General features: G+C 68.9%; 15 protein-coding genes, 2 pseudogenes and 1 riboswitch. Of the genes and pseudogenes, 16 read left to right on the top strand and 1 reads right to left on the bottom strand.

Annotated elements, in window-relative coordinates; all coding sequences use genetic code 11:
- Nucleotides 1–76: 76 nt before the first annotated feature.
- The 3 genes and pseudogenes from MOV08_RS42615 to MOV08_RS42605 form a co-directional block, all read left to right on the top strand.
- Nucleotides 77–1,102 (top strand): annotated as a pseudogene (locus tag MOV08_RS42615) (IS3 family transposase); the annotation flags it as partial.
- Nucleotides 1,103–1,457: 355 nt separating this feature from the next.
- Nucleotides 1,458–2,396, top strand: a complete 939-nt coding sequence (locus tag MOV08_RS42610) for a MerR family transcriptional regulator (protein ID WP_275311524.1) — start codon at nucleotides 1,458–1,460, stop codon at nucleotides 2,394–2,396.
- A gap of 74 nt (nucleotides 2,397–2,470) precedes the next feature.
- Nucleotides 2,471–3,037 carry a GNAT family N-acetyltransferase gene (locus MOV08_RS42605; RefSeq protein WP_275311523.1) on the top strand — a complete coding sequence of 189 codons (567 nt, stop codon included), beginning with the start codon at nucleotides 2,471–2,473 and terminating at the stop codon, nucleotides 3,035–3,037.
- A 127-nt stretch (nucleotides 3,038–3,164) separates the two neighbouring features.
- Here the strand turns inward: MOV08_RS42605 and MOV08_RS42600 are convergent, their stop codons facing one another.
- Nucleotides 3,165–4,172, bottom strand: coding sequence for a VOC family protein (locus MOV08_RS42600; RefSeq protein WP_275311522.1), 1,008 nt, complete (start codon nucleotides 4,170–4,172; stop codon nucleotides 3,165–3,167).
- A gap of 91 nt (nucleotides 4,173–4,263) precedes the next feature.
- Between MOV08_RS42600 and MOV08_RS42595 the strand changes: the two genes are divergently transcribed.
- The 13 genes and pseudogenes from MOV08_RS42595 (at nucleotide 4,264) to MOV08_RS42535 (ending at nucleotide 18,422) form a co-directional block, all read left to right on the top strand.
- A complete protein-coding gene (locus MOV08_RS42595) occupies nucleotides 4,264–4,863 on the top strand; it encodes a TetR/AcrR family transcriptional regulator (RefSeq protein WP_275311521.1) in 600 nt (199 codons plus the stop codon).
- Between the two features lie 182 nt (nucleotides 4,864–5,045).
- A pseudogene (locus tag MOV08_RS42590) lies at nucleotides 5,046–5,892 on the top strand (IS5 family transposase).
- Nucleotides 5,889–6,287, top strand: coding sequence for a hypothetical protein (locus MOV08_RS42585; RefSeq protein ID WP_275311520.1), 399 nt, complete (start codon nucleotides 5,889–5,891; stop codon nucleotides 6,285–6,287). Before MOV08_RS42590 ends, MOV08_RS42585 begins: the two are co-directional and overlap by 4 nt.
- 390 nt (nucleotides 6,288–6,677) lie before the next feature.
- Complete coding sequence (locus MOV08_RS42580) at nucleotides 6,678–6,950, top strand: hypothetical protein (protein WP_275311519.1); 273 nt, start codon at nucleotides 6,678–6,680, stop codon at nucleotides 6,948–6,950.
- 364 nt (nucleotides 6,951–7,314) lie between these two features.
- Nucleotides 7,315–7,488: riboswitch (M-box (ykoK) riboswitch) on the top strand.
- A 309-nt stretch (nucleotides 7,489–7,797) separates the two neighbouring features.
- A complete protein-coding gene (locus tag MOV08_RS42575) occupies nucleotides 7,798–9,441 on the top strand; it encodes an NRAMP family divalent metal transporter (RefSeq protein ID WP_275311518.1) in 1,644 nt (547 codons plus the stop codon).
- A 101-nt stretch (nucleotides 9,442–9,542) separates the two neighbouring features.
- A complete protein-coding gene (locus MOV08_RS42570; protein WP_275311517.1) occupies nucleotides 9,543–9,878 on the top strand; it encodes a hypothetical protein in 336 nt (111 codons plus the stop codon).
- Nucleotides 9,879–10,612: 734 nt separating this feature from the next.
- Nucleotides 10,613–10,930: a winged helix-turn-helix domain-containing protein gene (locus MOV08_RS42565; RefSeq protein WP_420834264.1), complete on the top strand. Its 318-nt coding sequence runs from the start codon at nucleotides 10,613–10,615 to the stop codon at nucleotides 10,928–10,930.
- A gap of 51 nt (nucleotides 10,931–10,981) precedes the next feature.
- Nucleotides 10,982–11,359 (top strand): hypothetical protein, encoded by a 378-nt coding sequence (locus MOV08_RS42560; RefSeq protein WP_275311516.1) that lies wholly within the window; start codon nucleotides 10,982–10,984, stop codon nucleotides 11,357–11,359.
- Nucleotides 11,337–11,717 carry an ArsR/SmtB family transcription factor gene (locus MOV08_RS42555; protein ID WP_275311515.1) on the top strand — a complete coding sequence of 127 codons (381 nt, stop codon included), beginning with the start codon at nucleotides 11,337–11,339 and terminating at the stop codon, nucleotides 11,715–11,717. The genes MOV08_RS42560 and MOV08_RS42555 overlap by 23 nt, the downstream gene beginning before the upstream one ends.
- Nucleotides 11,718–11,936: 219 nt before the next feature.
- Nucleotides 11,937–13,697, top strand: coding sequence for an ABC transporter permease (locus tag MOV08_RS42550; protein WP_275311514.1), 1,761 nt, complete (start codon nucleotides 11,937–11,939; stop codon nucleotides 13,695–13,697).
- A 36-nt stretch (nucleotides 13,698–13,733) separates the two neighbouring features.
- A complete protein-coding gene (locus MOV08_RS42545) occupies nucleotides 13,734–15,092 on the top strand; it encodes an ABC transporter ATP-binding protein (RefSeq protein WP_275311513.1) in 1,359 nt (452 codons plus the stop codon).
- 130 nt (nucleotides 15,093–15,222) lie between these two features.
- The gene (locus tag MOV08_RS42540; protein WP_052287285.1) at nucleotides 15,223–16,524 is read left to right on the top strand and encodes a magnesium transporter MgtE N-terminal domain-containing protein; all 1,302 of its coding nucleotides are present in this window, start codon (nucleotides 15,223–15,225) and stop codon (nucleotides 16,522–16,524) included.
- Between the two features lie 440 nt (nucleotides 16,525–16,964).
- On the top strand, nucleotides 16,965–18,422 hold the full coding sequence (locus tag MOV08_RS42535) for an NRAMP family divalent metal transporter (protein ID WP_338057362.1): 1,458 nt from the start codon (nucleotides 16,965–16,967) through the stop codon (nucleotides 18,420–18,422).
- Nucleotides 18,423–18,440 lie beyond the last annotated feature (18 nt).

Below are 18,440 nucleotides of genomic sequence, written 5' to 3'. Positions count from 1 at the left end.
GGGCTTGTGGAGAGCCCGGTGCATTGAGAGGTGCCCGCCGGGTTCGGGAAGCGGTCCGGGGAAACGGGCCGGTCGAAAGGCCGGAACCGCGCCCCGGGCCGACTTTCACCGACCCCCGAAACCGCTGATCGTGGCCTTCATCGACCAGATGAAGGCGGTCGGTCACGCCGTCGAGTCGATCCTCATCGCCCTCAATACCGCGGGGCTGAAGATCGCGGCACGAACCTTGCGGGCCTGGTGCGCCCCGGCCGCAGACACGAACAGACCCGCGGCCCGCACCATAAGTGACGCGCTGGTCGAGGACGCCATCCGCCAGCTGGCCTTCACCACCAGCTCGGCCGGGCAGCGCGTGCTGGCCCCGGAAGGACTCTATGGGCGGCGCAAGATGCTGGCCCTCATCCGCCGAACCCTGCTGCCCGAGGCCGGGTTCGGGGCCGTCGACCGCGCCATGCGCTCGCTCGGCCTGGCCGGCGTCGTGCGCGGGAAGAGACCCAGAACCACCGTTCCCAACCCGGCCGACACCCGGGCGGCGGACCTGCTGAACAGGGACTTCACCGCCGAGGCCCCGGACCGGAAGTGGATCACCGACTTCACCTACGTCCGCACGTACCAGTCGTTCACCTACGTGGCGTTCATCGTGGACTGCTTCTCCCAGAAGATCGTGGGCTGGCACGCTTCCATCAAGCGGGATGTGGAGCTGGTCGACGTGCCGCTGCGGATGGCGCTGTGGCGCCGCGGCCACGAGGGCAACCCCGTCGGACGGGGCCAGTTGATCCACCACTCCGATGCCGGGTCGCAATATACGAGTGTGCGGTTTACCGAGCACCTGAGGATCGAGGGCATAAGACCCTCGATCGGCAGCGTCGGGGACGCCTACGACAACGCGCTCATGGAGACGATCAACGGCCTCTACAAGTCCGAGTGCATCCGCACCAAGGTCTTCCACGACGGCCCCTGGAGATCGGTCTCCGACGTCGAGTACGCCACCGCCGCCTGGGTCGAGTGGTACAACAACCGCCGTCTGCACTCCACTCTGGGCATGATCAGCCCCACCGCATACGAGGCAGCCCACTACGCTGACACAGGACCACGAGCCGACTGATCACCGGCCAGCAAACCACCGGCAGGAAAGTCGGAACGGTTCAAGAAGGCCGGCTACGACAACGTCGACGGCTTCGCCAACAAGCTGACGTCCTTCCTGGCCCAGGAAGGCGTGCGCCTCGATCAGGGCTACGTGCTCAACGTGTACGGCCCTGATGGAACCCGTCTGCACAACCTTGACACCACTCCGGAGCACAATCCTTGATACCCAAGCACGTGACCAGAGCCCTGCTGGCTGCTGTCTCTACCAGCACCTTCCTGCGAGAAATTGTCAAGACTTGTGGATGAGGAGTGGTTGCCTGCTGGCAGGCGAAGGGACTTGAGTCTCCAGTAGGGGGAGACGCAAAGGTGGGGGCATGGACGGCAACACGCTCTATTCGATCGGCGAGCTCGCTCGGCGGACCGGCCTCACGGTCAAGACCATTCGGTTCTACTCCGATCGCGGAATCGTGGCGCCGACGGACCGCAGCCCGGCCGGCTACCGCCTCTACAACATCGACGCCGTCGCACGCCTGGACCTCGTGCGGACCCTGCGCGAGCTGGGACTGGACCTTCCCACGATCCGCAAGGTCGTGGACCGCGAGCTCTCGCTTCCCGAGGTCGCCGCGGCGCACGCCGAAGCACTGGCAGTGCAGATCCGCGTCCTGCGCCTGCGACGCGCGGTGCTGACGGCGGTGGCCGAGCGCGGGTCCACACCTGAGGAGACGGAACTCATGCACCGGCTGGCCCAGCTCTCCGAGGACGAACGCCGACGTCTGATCGGCGATTTCCTCGATGCCGTCTTCGGCGGTCTTGACGCCGCCCCCGCATTCGCGGGGATCATGCGCTCAATGACCCCCGAGCTGCCCGACAACCCGGAGGCGGAGCAGGTCCAGGCATGGGTGGAGTTGGCCGAAATATCCCTGGACCCGGATTTCCGCGCCGCCATGCGGCGGATGGCCGAGGACCAGGCAGTCGAGCAGGCCCGAAGCGACACGATGGGCCCGCGCCGCGACATCACCGCAGCCGTCCGTGACCAGGCCGGCCCGGCCCTGATCGCCGGCATCGACCCGGCCTCGCCCCAGGCCGATCCGATCGTCGCGGCGTTCACGGCGCACTACGCGCACCTCCTCGGCCGCCCCGACGACGTCGAGCTTCGCCATCGGCTGGCGACTCGGCTGGAGAGCGTGAACGACCCCCGCAGGGAGCGATACCTCCAACTGCTCGCAGTGGTCAACGGCTGGCCGGCCCCGGAGAGCCCGGCTCCAGTCATCGACTGGTCCGTCCAAGCTCTGCGCGTCCGGACACAGCACTGACGGGGCGGTCGCAAGGCGACATGGACCGGACACGGCTGGCCTCGGGTGAAAACGCCGTCGCACATGATCGGTTGGTGAATGCCCCCGTCGTCCTTCAGGTGGCCGCGACGTCGGCCTCTCCCGCTCTCTTTCTTCGCCCCTGGCGCATGGCGGACGTTGCCGCATTGATCGAGGTGAGCCGGGATCGCGCATTGCGCCAGTGGGCAAGCTCTGTCGTGGACAACGATACTGACGGGGCAAGGTGGGTGCAGGCCCAGCAGCGGGGCTGGGCAGCGGGGAACCGGTTCGGCTTCGCCGTCCTTGAGGAACAACCCGGTTCAGTTCGCGGACAGTTGGTGGGCAACGTGCTCCTCAAGGAAGTCATCTCCGGCAAACCGGAGGCCGAGGTGGGCTACTGGACCGCGGCGCACGCTCGCGGGCGGGGAGTGGCCCCCCGCACTCTGGAGGCACTCACCAGCTGGGCCTTCGACACCTTCGAAGCCGACGGGCTGGAGCGTCTCAAACTCCTGCACCAGGTGGACAACCTGGCATCGTGCCGGGTCGCGCAGAAATGCCGGTACGACTTCGACAGCATCCTGCCCGCAGCGCCGCCCTCCTTCCCCCGCAATGGCCACCTGCACATACGACGCACGAGTGTCTGAGATCTTCCCGGCTTTTGCGGATCGACTGAGGCTGCTCACGCCCCGAAGGGATCGCCGCATGAACCAGTCGTGGAACGCGGACCGCTGGCCGAACCGGTAACCAGCCGGACCGGACTGCGGTCGTGAATCAGGTCCCCGCCTCAGTCGTATGGGGTGTCGCCTGGCGGAAGGCGATTGCGGCGCCAAGAGCTGCGGTGGAGGGCACGAAGAGGTCGCCGGATGCCGAGTGCCGCAAGGGAAATCCGTTGCGCCGTAGCAGGTCTCGGGTGAGAGCGATGTCGTGCACAGCGACCGTGTATCCCACGAACGCGGGAAGTGCGGCGGGGTGTTCGCCTGGTAGGACGGTTGCGAGCTGGGAGTCGGGTACGAGAGTGAGCGTGGCGTTATCGAGGTCGAAGACGTGCGCCGGCCCGTCCGTCCGTGCCGGCTGGTCGAGGTAGTCCTCGTAACGTCGTTGCACGGCGGTGAGTTGGTCGTCCGCGATGCAGAGCATGGTCCCGATGAGGTCGAGGGCGCCATTGGGGTGGTCGAGTTGCCGGGTGCCCTGGATGTCCGGGTCCAGGTCCGCGACGACGCCGACCCGCCCCTCCGTGACACAGCCCGGCTTCGCGCCGATCTCGTTACTGCTGATCTCCAGGTAGCGGACGACCTCCGTCCGGGCTTCGCCCCTGTGCTGCACCGGGCGTGTCACGGTGTGCACCCCGCCGTGCCCTACACCGGTCTCGGTCAGCCGCGCGGCAGCCGCATCGATATCGGGTGAGGAGAACATGAGAATATGCAGACCCTCGAAGCGGTCGAGGAACACTGCCAGGTTGGCGCTGGTTCGGCCGATCTGTTCGATCAGCCTCGGCAGCACCTCCGGTGGCGCTTGGAGGGGAACGAGGTGTGCGTCGTGCGGTAGGTGGTGGACACCGTCCTCCTGCACGTAGGTCGCAAGCTCGACAAAGCTGCGCGGGAAGTCGGCATGGGTGTTCGCGGCACCAAAGGGTTGGGGGGCCGCGCCCTTTCGGGCTGCCATGGTGGGATAGCTGGGCGGTGGCACCCGGAAACCCAGACGCTGGTAGAGGGTGAGTGCCTGCGCCATGTTGCTGACGATGTGGCCAACGTGGTGCAGGCGGGCGACGTCGTTCCCCATGCCGCTCACCGTAAATTAGCTCGACCAACTGGTCAATCTATTTGGGAGTGAGGTTCGCTCACCGGCGCGCAGTCTGTGTACCGTCGTGCGGGTGGCAGCAGAACACATCGATGGCCGGCAACTTCGCTACCAGCACCGACGCCCCGAACTGCTGGACGACGTCGCCGCCTACGTGCTGGAGCACGGGCTCGCCGACCTGGCCATGCGTCCCCTGGCCACGGCAGTCGGAGTGAGCCACGGCACCTTGCTCCATCACTTCGGCTCCAAGGAGAACCTGGTCACCGAGGTGATCCAGCGACTGCGAACGCGCATGGCCGACGCCGCGGACGTCACCAGCTCGCCCAACAGCACCGGCAACCTGGCTTACTGGTGGCAGCGTTCGACTGCCTCGCAGCACTTGCCCGTCTACCGTTTGCTCTTCGAGGTCTACGCGCAAGCGGTGCGGCAGCCGGAACGCTACGGGCACTACCTCCAGCAGGTCGTCCACGACTCCCTGAAACTGATGGAGAGTCTGGTCGAGGCAGAGGGATGCCCTCCCGCGCGGGCTACCCTCGTGGCCTCGGTGATCGTGGCGCAGGCCCGTGGCCTGCAGCTCGATCTGCTCGCCACCGGCGACCGAGAGCGGGTCGACCGCAGCTTCGCGCTCTTCCTCGACATGCTCACCATGCTCAAACACACCTGGCACCAGTAGTCCACGTCCACCGCCGGTTCGAGCCGCTGACGCCAGCACCGCGACTTGGCGGTACGCCGCTGCCATAGCCAGAGTTAAGAGGACGGTTCGTGAGTCTTTGAGTCGTTCTGTGGTCGTCTGATGGTGTGAGGCGGGGGCGGAATCCGCGGATTCGTGGTGCGGGGTCTGCTGGGGTTGGCGGGGTGAGTGAACGCAAGCCGTACCCCAGCGACTTATCGGACGAGCAGTGGTCGTTGATCGAGCCGGTGATCACCGCGTGGAAGGACCGGCACCGCTCGGTCAGCGGTCATCAGGGCGCTTACGACATGCGGGAGATCGTGAACGCGATCCTCTATCAGGGGCGGACCGGCTGCCAGTGGGCCCACCTCCCGCACGACCTGCCGCAGAAAGAGTGCGACGTACTACTACTTCGCCGCCTGGCGGGACGATGGAACCGACCAGGTCATCCATGAACTCCTGCGCTGCCAGGTCCGTGAACGCGCCCGACGATGAGAGGACCCGACCCTGGTGGTGCTGGACACCCAGAGTGTCCACGCGGCCGTCGGGGTCCCCGCCGCCACGACCGGCTACGATCCGGCCAAACGGGTACCGGGCCGCAAACGCGGCGTGGCAGTTGACGTCCTCGGCCTGGTCATCGCGGTCGCCGTCCTCGCCGCGAACGTCCACGACAACACCGCGGGCATCGCCCTGCTGGACCAGGTCGCCGAGCACACCGGCGACACCGTCCGCAAAGCCCTGGTCGACCAGGGCTTCAAGAACCAGGTCGTCGAACACGGCGCCGGCCTGGGCATCGACGTCGAGATCGTCGAACGCGCCCCCCGCTACCGGGGATTCCTGCCGCAACCGAAGCGGTGGAGAGTCGAGCAGACCTACGGGATCCTGATACTGCACCGACGCCTGGTCCGTGACGACGAGCACCTCACCGCCTCGTCCGCCTCCCGCGTCTATCGGGCGATGTCCCATGTCATGATCCGCCGTCTCACCGGCACGAACACCTCCATCTGGCGCGAGGAGGCGGTGAGCGCGTGAACGTTCGCCCCCTCCTTGAGGCACTGGACCTGCAAGAGGAAGCCGCCCGGGCCCTGGCTGACGACCTTCGCACGCAGATCGACGACCTGCAGACCCGGCTGAGGGAGGCCGAGACACACCTCGCGCACCTCGCGATCACCCGCAAGACCGTCACCAGCCTCGCCGACCGGCTCCCCGCATCCCCGCCCGAACTGCCCGAGCACCCGGACTACCCGCACATCCTCGCCGCCTTCAACGAGTCGACCGCCCCCCTGCGGGCCAAGGACGCCTGCCAGGCCCTTGGCCATGAACCGCTGCCGAAGAACGTCGAAGGCACCCGGGCCAAGCAGAAGCGCCTGGTCAAACTCGGCATCCTCACCGAAGCCGACACCGGCTGCTTCACCCGGCGACAGTAGCCGGCACCGCGGCCAGCACACCTGCCCCAAGTCTCACTTCGAAACGAACATCAACTCACGAACCGTCCACTTACACGATCCGGGTATCCGCAGACTGCTCCCCCGTGGCGAGTACCTACCTCGCCTGCTGCCGGACCAGGCAGCGGCGCTCGGGCGCCGTCCAGGGGCCGGCGCAGGGCGGGCCCCACTCGCCGGGTTCCGTGGGGCGTCCAGGACCTCCCGGCGGGGCCCTGCAGCGCCAGGCGCACTTTTGAGTCAGCTGGGCAACGTCGAGGTCATGGGGTCGGCCGACTCGTCGGCAACAGCCGTCACTCGGCGCCCCGGCGCGGAGCTTCATGAGGGGATCGCCGGCGGGTCGAGGCAGCGGCCGCCGGCGTCGTACCGGAGTCCGTGAGCTTGAGGGAGATCCCGCCCCACATCAAGGAGAACGTGGTCGGCCACACAGCGGACCGATGGCGCCTCCAGGGGGAAATCGCCGAGCTGGTGGAGGTCACTTCTGCGTCGGTGCAGCAAGACGCGTGGCAGGATCGGCCGCTGCGGGCCCAGACAGGCGCCGAACACAAGCCAGCCAGCCGGAGCGCCAACCAGGTCGCCATCGGCATGCCCACCTCAGACAGCGGAGAACACCCCTCCTCCGCGCCCGTAACCGCACGCAAGAACTGAACAGACGCCACGCCCACGGCCAGCCTGCCCCTCCGATCGCAATGTCCGCCGGCCAGTTGGCCTGCCAGGACCTTATGACCCACGCCCTGGTTGGGCATGAGCCGGGCACAGGCGGCGCCCACGTGATGGACCGCCTTCGAGAGCCTTCTCGACTTCCAGTGATTGAGGCCAGATCCAGACCAGGCACGGACCAACCAGCGGGAGCCTCGCCCCGCAAGGCCACAGAGGCGACGCGGGCGCCCACTCCGCCACAGGGAGAAGCCGACTGGGGCCGGGAACATGTTCCGTTACGAGGTGTGTCAAGACTTCGCCAAGTAGTTGCGCTATTTCGCAACTATGCCGCTATGCTTCTGGAGGTTTGAAGAAGGCACCTCGTTCGGTGAGGCGTCTGCACGGACACAGGCCACTGACCCCACGACGTCGAGAGACGCCCAGGTTCAGGACAGGTCTCCCCGGCCTAAGGGGTGACCCCAAGTGGCTTCCCCCACAGGTGGAATACGCCGTGCAGTGCCAAAGCTCTGACGAGTTGGGGTGAACCAGTCATCGGGGCTGGTCCGCTCCTTGCCGCGTCGTCCAGCGCCCACGTGCGCTCCGGCCGGGAGGAGGCGAGAGACATGGACTGCAGTTGCAGTAGTCCGGGCCACAGTAGGCCCGTCATCCGGATTCGTATGCCTTTCTCGACCTCCGGTACGCGGTAACCACCTCTCCCGCGCGCACTCGCATCCCCGTTCCTGACACCGGTGCGGCCTCTTGGGCTGCCTCGGGTGTCCGGGCTGCGCGCTCGCAGGGGGATGGCTCCCGCGCGCCCTCAACGCCGCTCCCCAACGGGGGAATTGGGAGGCCCGCCATGACCAACGTGATCAACGAAAAGACCATTCCCGCACCGCGCAGCGCAGTCCTCGACGACGCGCACGTGGGCGACATCCGCGGTGCGCTCGGCACCATCAAGCACGACGACACCGGCGAGCGCCGGGGCCTGTCCGCCAAGCTCAAGACGCTGCTGGCGATCGTCGGGCCCGGCCTGATCGTGATGGTCGGTGACAACGACGCCGGCGCCTTCGCCACCTACGGTCAGGCCGGTCAGAACTACGGCACCCAGCTGCTGTGGACCCTGCTCCTGCTCATCCCCGTCCTGTACGTCAACCAGGAGATGGTGCTGCGTCTCGGCGCCGTCACCGGCGTCGGGCACGCCCGCCTCATCCTGGAGCGGTTCGGGAAGTTCTGGGGCGCGTTCTCCGTCATCGACCTGTTCCTGCTCAACGCGCTGACGCTGGTGACCGAGTTCATCGGCATCACCATGGCCGCCGACTATCTGGGGCTACCGAAGGCCGCCTCGGTGATCCTGGCCGCCGCCATCATCATCGCCTCCGCGTTCACCGGCTCCTTCCGCCGCTTCGAGCGGATCGCCGTGACCCTGTGCGCCGCCTCGCTGCTCCTGGTCCCGCTCTACTTCATGCTCCACCCCAAGACCTCGCAGATGGCCCACGACTTCGTGACCCCGGTCATCCCCGGCGGCAGCGGCGAGCTGGCCACCGTCATGCTGCTGATCATCGGCATCGTGGGCACTACGGTGGCACCCTGGCAGCTGTTCTTTCAGCAGTCGTACGTGATCGACAAGCGCATCACCCCGCGCTTCATGAAATACGAGAAGGCCGACCTGTGGATCGGTATCGCGGTCGTGATCGTCGGCGCGGCCGCCCTGATGGGCCTGGTGGCGGCAGCGTTCGCCGGGACGAAGGGGTTCGGGAACTTCACCGACACCGCGGGCCTGATCACCGGCATCTCGGCCAAGGCCGGCAAGGTCGCCGGTGTCCTCTTCGCGATCGCCCTGCTGGACGCCTCGATCATCGGCGCGTTCGCGGTGTCGCTGTCCACCGCGTACGCGATCGGTGACGTGTTCGGGATGAAGCACTCCCTGCACCGGGGGGTCAAGGGCGCCAAGGGCTTCTACGCCGTCTACGCCGGCCTGGTCGCCATCGCGGCCACCATCGTGCTGATCCCCGGCTCCCCGCTCGGTCTGCTCACCCAGGGGGTGCAGACCCTCGCCGGCGTCCTGCTGCCCTCCGCCTCCGTCTTCCTGCTGCTGCTCTGCAACGACAAGCAGGTCCTCGGACCGTGGGTGAACGGACCCAAGACCAACGCCTTCACCGCGGCGGTCGTCGGCGTCCTGGTGACGCTGTCGATCATCCTGACCGCCTCGGTGCTCTTCCCCGACATCAGCGCGGGCGCCATCCTCGACATCATGGCCGGCTGCGGCGTCGCCGGGGTGCTGGCCGCCGGCTACGCCTTCACCCGCCAGCGCACCGCCACCAAGGAAGACCCCATCGACCGCACCGGCCGCGACAACTGGCGGATGCCGCCGCTGGAGACGCTGACCCGGCCGGTCATGTCCACCGGCCGCAAGATCGGCATGGGCGCCCTGCGCACCTACCTGCTGATCGCGATGGTCCTGGTCGTCATCAAGATCGTCCAGGTCGCCCTCGGCAGCTGACCCACGCACGTCGGAAACTGACCACTCCCGTGTCGGGGTGGCGGCGGGACCTCCCCGCCCGCCGCCACCCCACCAACCCCTCGCGGAGAAGGGAGGGCCCCATGCGTCTTCTCCCGCACCTCACCAAGCTCACCGCACCGGCCCGACGGCACCACCACATCACCGACAACGGGCCCGGCCCGAATGCCACCGGCCACATCTGTCCGCGTGTGCACCTGGCCCTGTACGACGGCACCGAGCGGGACTACCTGCTCGACGGCCCCAGTACCTGCCCCTGCCCGCGCGACCCGCACGCCCGCTACGAGCCACGCGTGCACCTGGCCTACCTCCTCGCCCAGCAGGGCCACGACGCCCACTGGCTCGCCCGCTTCGCCGACCTGCCACTGCCCGCGGCCGAGCGCATCACCGAAGCCGCCGCCTCGGCCACCCGAGGCTGACACGGTCCGTAGCGCCACGCGGGTGCTGAAGCCCGCACACCACTGAATCGTTCACCCGCCCCGGCCACGCCTGTCCTACGCCGACAGCGCGCCGCCTTACGGAGGTGACTCCCGCATGTCCGTCTTCACCGCTGTCCACATCCACCGCCCCTCCACCCACCGTTGGCACACCGGCCGCGCCATCCTCGGCTTTCTCTCCGCAGTGGTACGGCGCATCGCCGACAGCCCTCTCGACAGCACCGTTCTCCGCGCACTCCCCGGTCAGGCATCCGCAGCCGGGGCCACCTGCCGGGAGCGACCCACTCGGCCGCACGCTCACTGGCACACCGTCACCGGCCCCGATGGCCGACCCCACCTCGAAGCCACGTGGCACTAGCGGCTCCGCGAACGCCACATCCGTAGGAATCCGCACGTTCTTCCCTACCCCGGGGACGTCAGGGCGCCCCTCGCCCCATCCGGACCGTTCCTCTGACAGACGGCCGCTCCCCGCCATGCCGCCAGCGCCCGAAGTAGGCGCCGCCGCCGGAGCCCGACGCCCCCACCACGACTGTCGTCAACACACCGAGCCGACAGGAGACGACATGGCGCTGCGCCACCGCACTGCTGACCGTGTCCACCACGACCGAGCGACCGCACCTGCACCCGCACCGCGGGGGCGTGCCACGCCCTGGCCCGTCCCGCAGTCACCGCACGCACACGCGGCCTCGGAGCCGCCCCAGGCTCCCGTGTACCGCGTGAACAGCCTCGTCATCGACTGCGCGATCCGTCGCGCCTCCGTCGATGGTCGCCAACTCTCCCTCACCTGCATGGAGTTCGAGCTGATCGCCCATCTCGCCGCCTACCCCGACCGCGTCCACACTCGCCGCCGGCTGATGGAACTGGTATGGCAGCAGGCGCCCATGGGCGATCTGCGCACCGTAGACGTCCACATCGCCCGCCTGCGTCGCAAGCTCGGGCCCGACCACCGGGCGCTGATCCGCACCGTGCGTCGGATCGGCTACGCGTTGAACCCTCAGCTGGTGCCCGGAAACCGCTCCGGGAACACCGCCTGACCCCCTTCCCCTCCCACCGCTTCCCGACCGGAAGTCACTCACGAGGTACCCATGCGATTCCTGCCCCGTACGCATGCGAAGAAGAGCGGGCCGCCCACCACCCCGGCCCCGACTCTCGCCACGATCCATATCCACTGCGACCACCAGGCGGCAGCCAAGATACGCGCGCTGTGCGTGCTGGCCCTCAGCAGACCCGGCGCCCACCTTCAGGCCCTGCACGCCATCCGACACGGTGCCACCGTCTACCTGCGAGCGACGGTTGCCCTGGACGGTCCGGATACCGGCCCCCTGGACCACCTCGTCGACCAGCTCTCCCGCGTGCCGTACGTCCGCGATCTGCACTGGCACCAGTGCCGCACCCCGACACCCGACACCCAGGCGCACCAGCAGGGAAGGGGCGCGGCCGATGCATGCTGTCCGGGAGCCTGACGTGGTGCTCCTCCCCGTCCGCACGGCAACCTCGCCTTTCGCGGATACCGAAGTCGGCGCCATGGTCGCCATGTTGAAGACGCTGGCCGGACCTATCCGGATCCAGCTGCTGCAGGCCCTGGCACTACAGGAACTCTCGGTCGGGGAGCTGACGGAGCGCGTCGGCGCACACTACGCCGCCGTCTCCCAGAGCCTGGCCCGGCTGCGGGCGGCGGGCCTGGTCACGGTACGCCGTGACGGCAACCGCACACTCTTCCGCACCACCAACCCGCACCTGCCGTCCCTGCTCGCCACCGTCCTGCACCTGGCGGCGCACGCCACGCCGCCAGAGCCGGACAGCCCTGGTGATCAATGCTGAGGAGATAAGACTGCGCATACCCCTCCCGGAGCCGGCGGACGGTGGCACACACGGCCGGGGCCTCCTACGGTCGCGCGTACGACCCGTCGCGTGTGGCGCGCTGGCCATGGGCCGGGGTGCGTTCCGCTGTCCGGTAGGTGTTCGTCCGTTCTCCGCCGGGGTGATTCCTGAAGTTTCCCGGGGGTGGTTCGCTGTCTCCCGCATGGGCGCTGGGCGCGCGTGCGGGAGACGGAGGTGGTGCCGGTGGCGGGTGAGGGTGGTTTTCCCTCGCGGGCGGTGTGGCGGCGGCCCGGTCTGCGGTGGGTGGATGTGCTGGTCGCGGCCGCGCTGGTGGCGCTGCTGTACGGGCTGCTGAGGCTCGCGCCCGGCCTGAACGCGCCGTTCCTGCCGGGCCAGGCGCCGTCCTCGGTCTCCACGGATCCGTCGCATCTGCCGTACTACGCGATGCGCTCGCTGCTGCGGATGTTCGCCGCCCTCGTCGCCTCCGTCCTGTTCACCTTCGTCTACGCCACGGCGGCGGCGCGTCTGCGGCGGGCGGAGAGGGTTCTGCTGCCGGTGCTGGACATCCTGCAGTCGGTGCCGGTGCTCGGATTCCTCTCCGTCACCGTGACCGCGTTCATCAACCTCTTCCCCGGTTCCGAGCTCGGCCTTGAGTGCGCGTCGATTTTCGCGATCTTCACGGCGATGGCGTGGAACATGACGTTCGCGTTCTACTACTCGCTCACGTCGCAGCCGCGCGATCTGGACGAGGGCTCGCGGGTGATGCGGTTGACGAAGTGGCAGCGGTTCTGGCAGCTCGACGTGCCCTCGGGGATGATCCCGCTGGTGTGGAACGGGATGATGAGCTTCGGCGGGGCCTGGTTCTTCCTCGCCGCCTCGGAGTCCATCAGCGTCCTGAACCACACCTATGCGCTGCCCGGCATGGGCTCGTACGCCGCCGCGGCGATCAGCAAGGGCGATCTCGGCGGGGTCGGCATCGCGGTCGCGGTGATGGTGCTGATGGTCATCGGCGTGAACGTGGTGTTCTGGCGGCCGATGGTGGCGTGGTCGGAGCGGTTCCGGGTGGAGGAGTCCGAGGCCGCCGAGCGGCCCCGCAGCCTGGTGCTGGATCTGCTGCGACGCTCCAGCGTGCCGGAGTTGATCGGGCGTCCGCTGCGGCCCGCGGGCCGGGCGCTGGAGCGGTGGACGCGGCCGTTCGGGCTGGCGGAGCACCCCCTGGCGCGCCCGGCGGTGCGCGAACGGACCGGGGATGTGTTCTTCGCCGGTGCGGTGGCCGTGCTCGTCCTCTTCGGGGCCTGGAAGGCATTGGGCTATGTGCAGTCGACGGTGGGGCTGGGGGAGTTCGGGCATGCCTTCGCTGTCGGGGCAGCCACCTTCGGCCGGGTGGTGCTCCTGCTGATCGTCGCCACGGTCGTGTGGGTGCCGATCGGTGTGTGGATCGGCATGAACCCGAAGGTCACGCGCTTCGCACAGCCGGTGGTCCAGGTGCTGGCGAGCTTCCCCGCGAACTTCCTGTTCCCGTTCGCCACTGCCCTGTTCGTGGCCTGGGGCATTTCGCTGGACATCGGCTCGGTGCTGCTGATGGCCCTGGGCGCGCAGTGGTACATCCTGTTCAACGTGATCGCCGGGGCCTCGGCGATCCCCTCCGACCTGCGCGAGGCGATGACCGGCTTCCAGGTCGGCGGCGCGCTGCGGTGGGGGTCGTTCATCCTGCCCGCGATCTTCCCGTACTACGTGACCGGCGGTATCACCGCGGCGGGCGGGGCCTGGAACGCCTCGATCGTCGCCGAGGTCGTCGCCTACGGGCAGCACCACCTCACCGCCACCGGTCTCGGCGCGTACATCGCCCAGGCCACCAGCACCGGCGACTTCCCCAAGATCCTGGTCGGCATCGTGGTGATGGCCGTGTACGTGGTCGGACTCAACCGACTGCTGTGGCGGCGCCTTTACCGGCTGGCCGAATCCCGTTACGCGATGTGACCCGACACAAGCCCTTCTTCCAGGGAGGCTGACGCCATGACCACCGCCCAGCCCAGCACCCACACGGACGGCGGGAGCCGGCCGGTCATCATCGAGGCCGACTCGGTCACCAAGACGTTCTCCACTCCCGACGGGCGCGCACTGCCGGTGCTGGAGGGCGTGAGCTTCCACCTGGCCGAGGGCGAGATCGTGGCCCTGCTGGGCAAGTCCGGATCCGGCAAGTCCACCTTGCTGCGCTGCGCCGCGGGACTGATCAGCCCCTCGTCGGGCAGCGTGGCCTACCGCGGCACCCCGCTCAACGCCGCCAACCCGGGGGTGGCGATGGTCTTCCAGTCCTTTGCGCTGCTGCCCTGGCTGACGGTGCAGCAGAACGTGGAGCTGAGCCTGCGGGCCCGCGGAGTCGGCCGGGAAGAGCGGCGGGAGCGCGCGCTCAAGGCGATCGACCTGATCGGTCTGGACGGCTTCGAGGGCGCGTACCCCAAAGAGCTGTCCGGTGGGATGCGCCAGCGGGTCGGTTTCGCCCGCGCGCTGGTCGTCGAGCCGGACGCGCTGCTGATGGACGAACCGTTCTCCGCCCTGGACGTGCTGACCTCGGAGAACCTGCGCAGCGAGCTGGTGGGCCTGTGGGAGGGCCATGAGGCCCCGGTGAAGTCGATCCTGATCGTCACCCACAACATCGAGGAGGCCGTTCTGCTGGCGGACCGCATCCTGGTGCTGTCCTCCAACCCGGGCCGCATCCTCGCCGAGCTCACCGTCGGCCTGCCCCGCCCCCGCGACCGCCGCACCCCCGCCTTCGAAACCCTCGTCGACAACGTCTACGGACTGCTCACCGGCCGTGAGGAGCGGCCCCCCGAGCCGGCCGTGGCCGGTGAGAAGGCGGCGCGACCGGCGGCCACCCCGACCACGGTCCCGCTGCCCCAGGCATCGGTGGGCGGGCTGGCCGGTCTGCTGGAGATCCTGCTCGCCCGGGGTGGCGAAGACGGCCTGGCCGAGATCTCCGACGAACTCAACTTCGAGATCGACGACCTCCTGCCGCTCGTGGACGCCGCCGTGATGCTGGGCCTGGCCACCGTCAGCGACGCCCGCCTCGCCCTCACCGACGAAGGCCGCGAGTTCACCGCCGCCGACATCCTCACCAGCAAACAGCGCTTCGCCCGCCTGGCCGCCACCCGCGCCCCACTCGTACGCGCCATCACCCAGGCGCTGGCCGCCACCGACGACGGCACCCTGCGCGAGAGCTTCTTCCTCGATCTGCTGCAACGCGGCTTCTCCGCCGAAGAGGCCCGCCGCCAGCTGGACGTCGCCATCGACTGGGGCCGCTACGGCGAGCTGTTCGACTACGACGCCGACGACCGTGAATTCGTACGCGAACCAGGCGGAGCCGCGCAACCGTAGCTCCCGCGGCTTCGGGCTGGAGCCGGCAGCCGCCGAGGGGACGGTGCGGTGCTGGGCCGCTGGAGGGCTTGCGCAGGCGCGCCGCAGCTCCTGCCGTTCCGATCATGCACGTTGTGCCTAGTTTGGGAGTGTGGAGCGTGTCGTGCATCTGGCCGGTCTTCTTCGGCGGCCGCTGGTAGGCGGCGACGGCGAGGTGGTCGGCCGCCTGTCCGATCTCATCGTCCGGCTGCGTGGCCGGGACTACCCGCTGGTCACCGGCCTGGTGGCACGTGTGGGCGGGCGCGAGGTCTTCCTGCCGGCGGAGCAGGTGGCCGACCTGGAGGGGCAGCGGATCACTCTAGTCAGCCCGCGGGTCGACCTGCGGCACTTCGAGCGGCGTGAGGGGGAGGTGCTGCTGCGCGCCGACGTGCTCGGTCACCGGGTGATTGACGTGGCCGACGTCGAACTGGTTCGGGCGTACGACATCGAGTTGGAGCAGCGGCCCGACGGGTGGATGGTCACCTGCCTGGACACACGCCGGCCGCCGCGCTTGCGGGGCGTCATGGGCGGACGCGGCGGGCAGCCCGACTGGCGGGACTGGAAGTCCTTCGAGCCGCTGATCGGGCACACGCGGTCCGCCCGGGTGCGCGGGCCGTTCGCGCGCCTGGGGCGGCTCAAGCCCGCGGACCTCGCCGATCTGCTGGAGGAGGCCAACCGCACCGAGTCGCACGAGATCCTCCAGACCGTGCACGCCGACCCCGAGCTGGAAGCCGACGTGTTCGAGGAGCTGGAGCCGGACTCGCAGCTCCGGCTGCTGCGCGAGCGGACCGACGCCGAGATCGCCCAGGTCATCGCCCGGATGCGCGCCGACGACGCCGCGGATGCCATCAACGAGCTGCCACAGGCCCGCAGACAACCGGTCCTGGACGCCCTCCCGGCCGGACAGCGCACCAAGGTGCTGACCCTGATGGGCTTCAACCCTTCCAGCGCGGGCGGGCTCATGGCGCTCGATGTCCTCACCGCGACGGGCAGTGCCAGGGTCGCCGAAGCACTACGGGCAGCGGGCGAGGCGCGGACCCTGCAGCCCGAGGCTCTGACCAGTGTCTACCTCGTCGGGGAAGAGAAGCAGCTGCTCGGCGTCATCACCCTCGTGGAACTGCTCCAGGCCGATCCGAAGGCCCCACTGGAAGATGTCGTGGACCGCGATCCGGTACGGGCCGGCCCCGACACCGACGTCGAGGACGTCGCCCTGCTCATGACCGACTACAACCTGCTCACGGTGCCGGTGGTCGACGACGAAGACCGCATCCTCGGCGTCATCACGGTCGACGACGTGCTGGACGCCGTCATCCCCGAGGACTGGCGCCGGCGCGAGCCCGCCCCGCGCCCGCCCCACCACGCGGACGAGCCAACCCCCGGCCCGCCGCCGCACGACACACCGCCCCACTCATGAGTGACCACGACCGGCCTCATGGTGCCCCGGATCACCCGGAACGGCCCGACCGCCCAAAGCCTCCGCCCCCTCCAGAGCCGCCGAGCCGACCGGAAGGGCCCGGCCGCCCGGCACCGTCGGCCCGCCCAGGCCCACAGCACCCCACTCCCCCCAGCCAACCCGACCACCCCCGCGTACCCCAGAAGCCACGCCCAGCGGAGCCGAAGCCACCGCCACCGCCACCGTCGGAGCGCCGCACCGAGCGCCCAGCGAAGAAGACCGTCGCCCACCCGGCACGCACGGCCCGCCCGCCGAGAACCAGTGCCGTCCTCGACGAGGCCCACCTCGGCGACATCCAAGGCGCCTTCGGCCGCGTCCCGCACGAACACCCCGAGGAACGCCCCGGGTTCAAAGCCCGACTGCTGACCCTCCTGGCGATCGTCGGCCCCGGCATCATCGTGATGGTCGGCGACAACGATGCCGGCGGCATCGCCACCTACGCCCAGGCCGGCCAGAACTACGGCTACTCCCTGCTGTGGGTCCTGCTCCTCCTCATCCCCGTCCTGATCGTCAATCAGGAGATGGTGGTGCGGCTGGGCGCGGTGACCGGCGTCGGCCACGCGCGCCTGATCATCGAACGATTCGGCCGCTTCTGGGGCTGGTTCAGCGTCGGCGACCTGTTCCTGTTGAACTTCCTGACCCTCGTGACCGAGTTCATCGGCATCTCGCTGGCCGCCGGCTACCTCGGCGTCTCGGACTACGTCGTCGTGCCCATCGCCGCCGTCGTACTGATCGCCGTGACCGCCAGCGGCTCCTTCCGCCGCTGGGAGCGCGCCATGTTCGCCTTCATCGCCGCCAGCCTGTTGCTGATCCCGCTCACCTTGATGTCACACCCCCGGTGGGCCCATGCCGCGCGCAACTTCGTCGTACCCGGCATCCAGGGCGGCATCAGCAGCGAGGCGGTCCTTCTGATCATCGCGATCGTGGGCACCACCGTCGCCCCCTGGCAGCTGTTCTTCCAGCAGTCCAACGTGATCGACAAGCGCATCACCCCCCGCTTCATCGGCTACGAACGCGCCGACACCGTCATCGGCTCCCTCGTCGTCGTGCTCGGCGCCGCGGCCCTGATCGTGATCGCCGACTTCGCCGCCCGGGGAACCAGCGCACACGGCAACTTCACCGACGCCGCCGGAGTCGCCGAAGCCCTGGCCCGCCATGACAACATCCTCGGCACGCTGTTCGCCATCGTGCTGTTGGACGCCAGCATCATCGGCGCCGCAGCCGTGACCCTGGCCACCAGCTACGCCTTCGGCGACGTCTTCAACCTCCGCCACTCCCTGCACCGCGGCTTCCGCGAAGCCAAGCCCTTCTACGCCTCCTACAGCCTGCTGGTCCTGGTGGCCGCCGCCATCGTCCTCATCCCCGGCGCCCCACTGGGCCTGATCACCGAGGCCGTCCAAGCCCTCGCAGGACTGCTACTGCCCTCCGCCAGCGTCTTCCTGCTCCTGCTGTGCAACGACCCCGAAGTCCTCGGCCCCTGGGTCAACCGCCGCTGGCTGAACGTGCTCGCCACCGTCATCATTTCCGTCCTTCTCATGCTCTCCGGCACACTGATGGCCACCACGCTCTTCCCCGCCATCAACGTCGCCCAGCTCACCATCTGGCTCGCGATCGCCCTGGTCACAGCCCTGACCGCCACCGCCATCGCCCTGCGGGTCACCCGCCGCCGCACGCCCGCACCCCCGGCTCCCGTGATGTCACACGCCGAGAAACTCGCCTGGCGCATGCCACCGCTGGCGCTCCTCAAGCCCGTGCGATGGTCCACCGGCACCCGACTCGGCATGACCGCACTGCGCGGCTACCTGATCCTCAGCGCACTGCTCCTGCTCCTCAAGGCGATCCAGCTCGGCAGCACCTGACCGACTCTCCCGCAGCGG

Origin of the sequence: Streptomyces yunnanensis (genome assembly GCF_029011865.1) — a bacterium.
GTDB lineage: Bacteria > Actinomycetota > Actinomycetes > Streptomycetales > Streptomycetaceae > Streptomyces > Streptomyces yunnanensis.
This window is presented reverse-complemented; position numbering and strand designations above follow the sequence as displayed.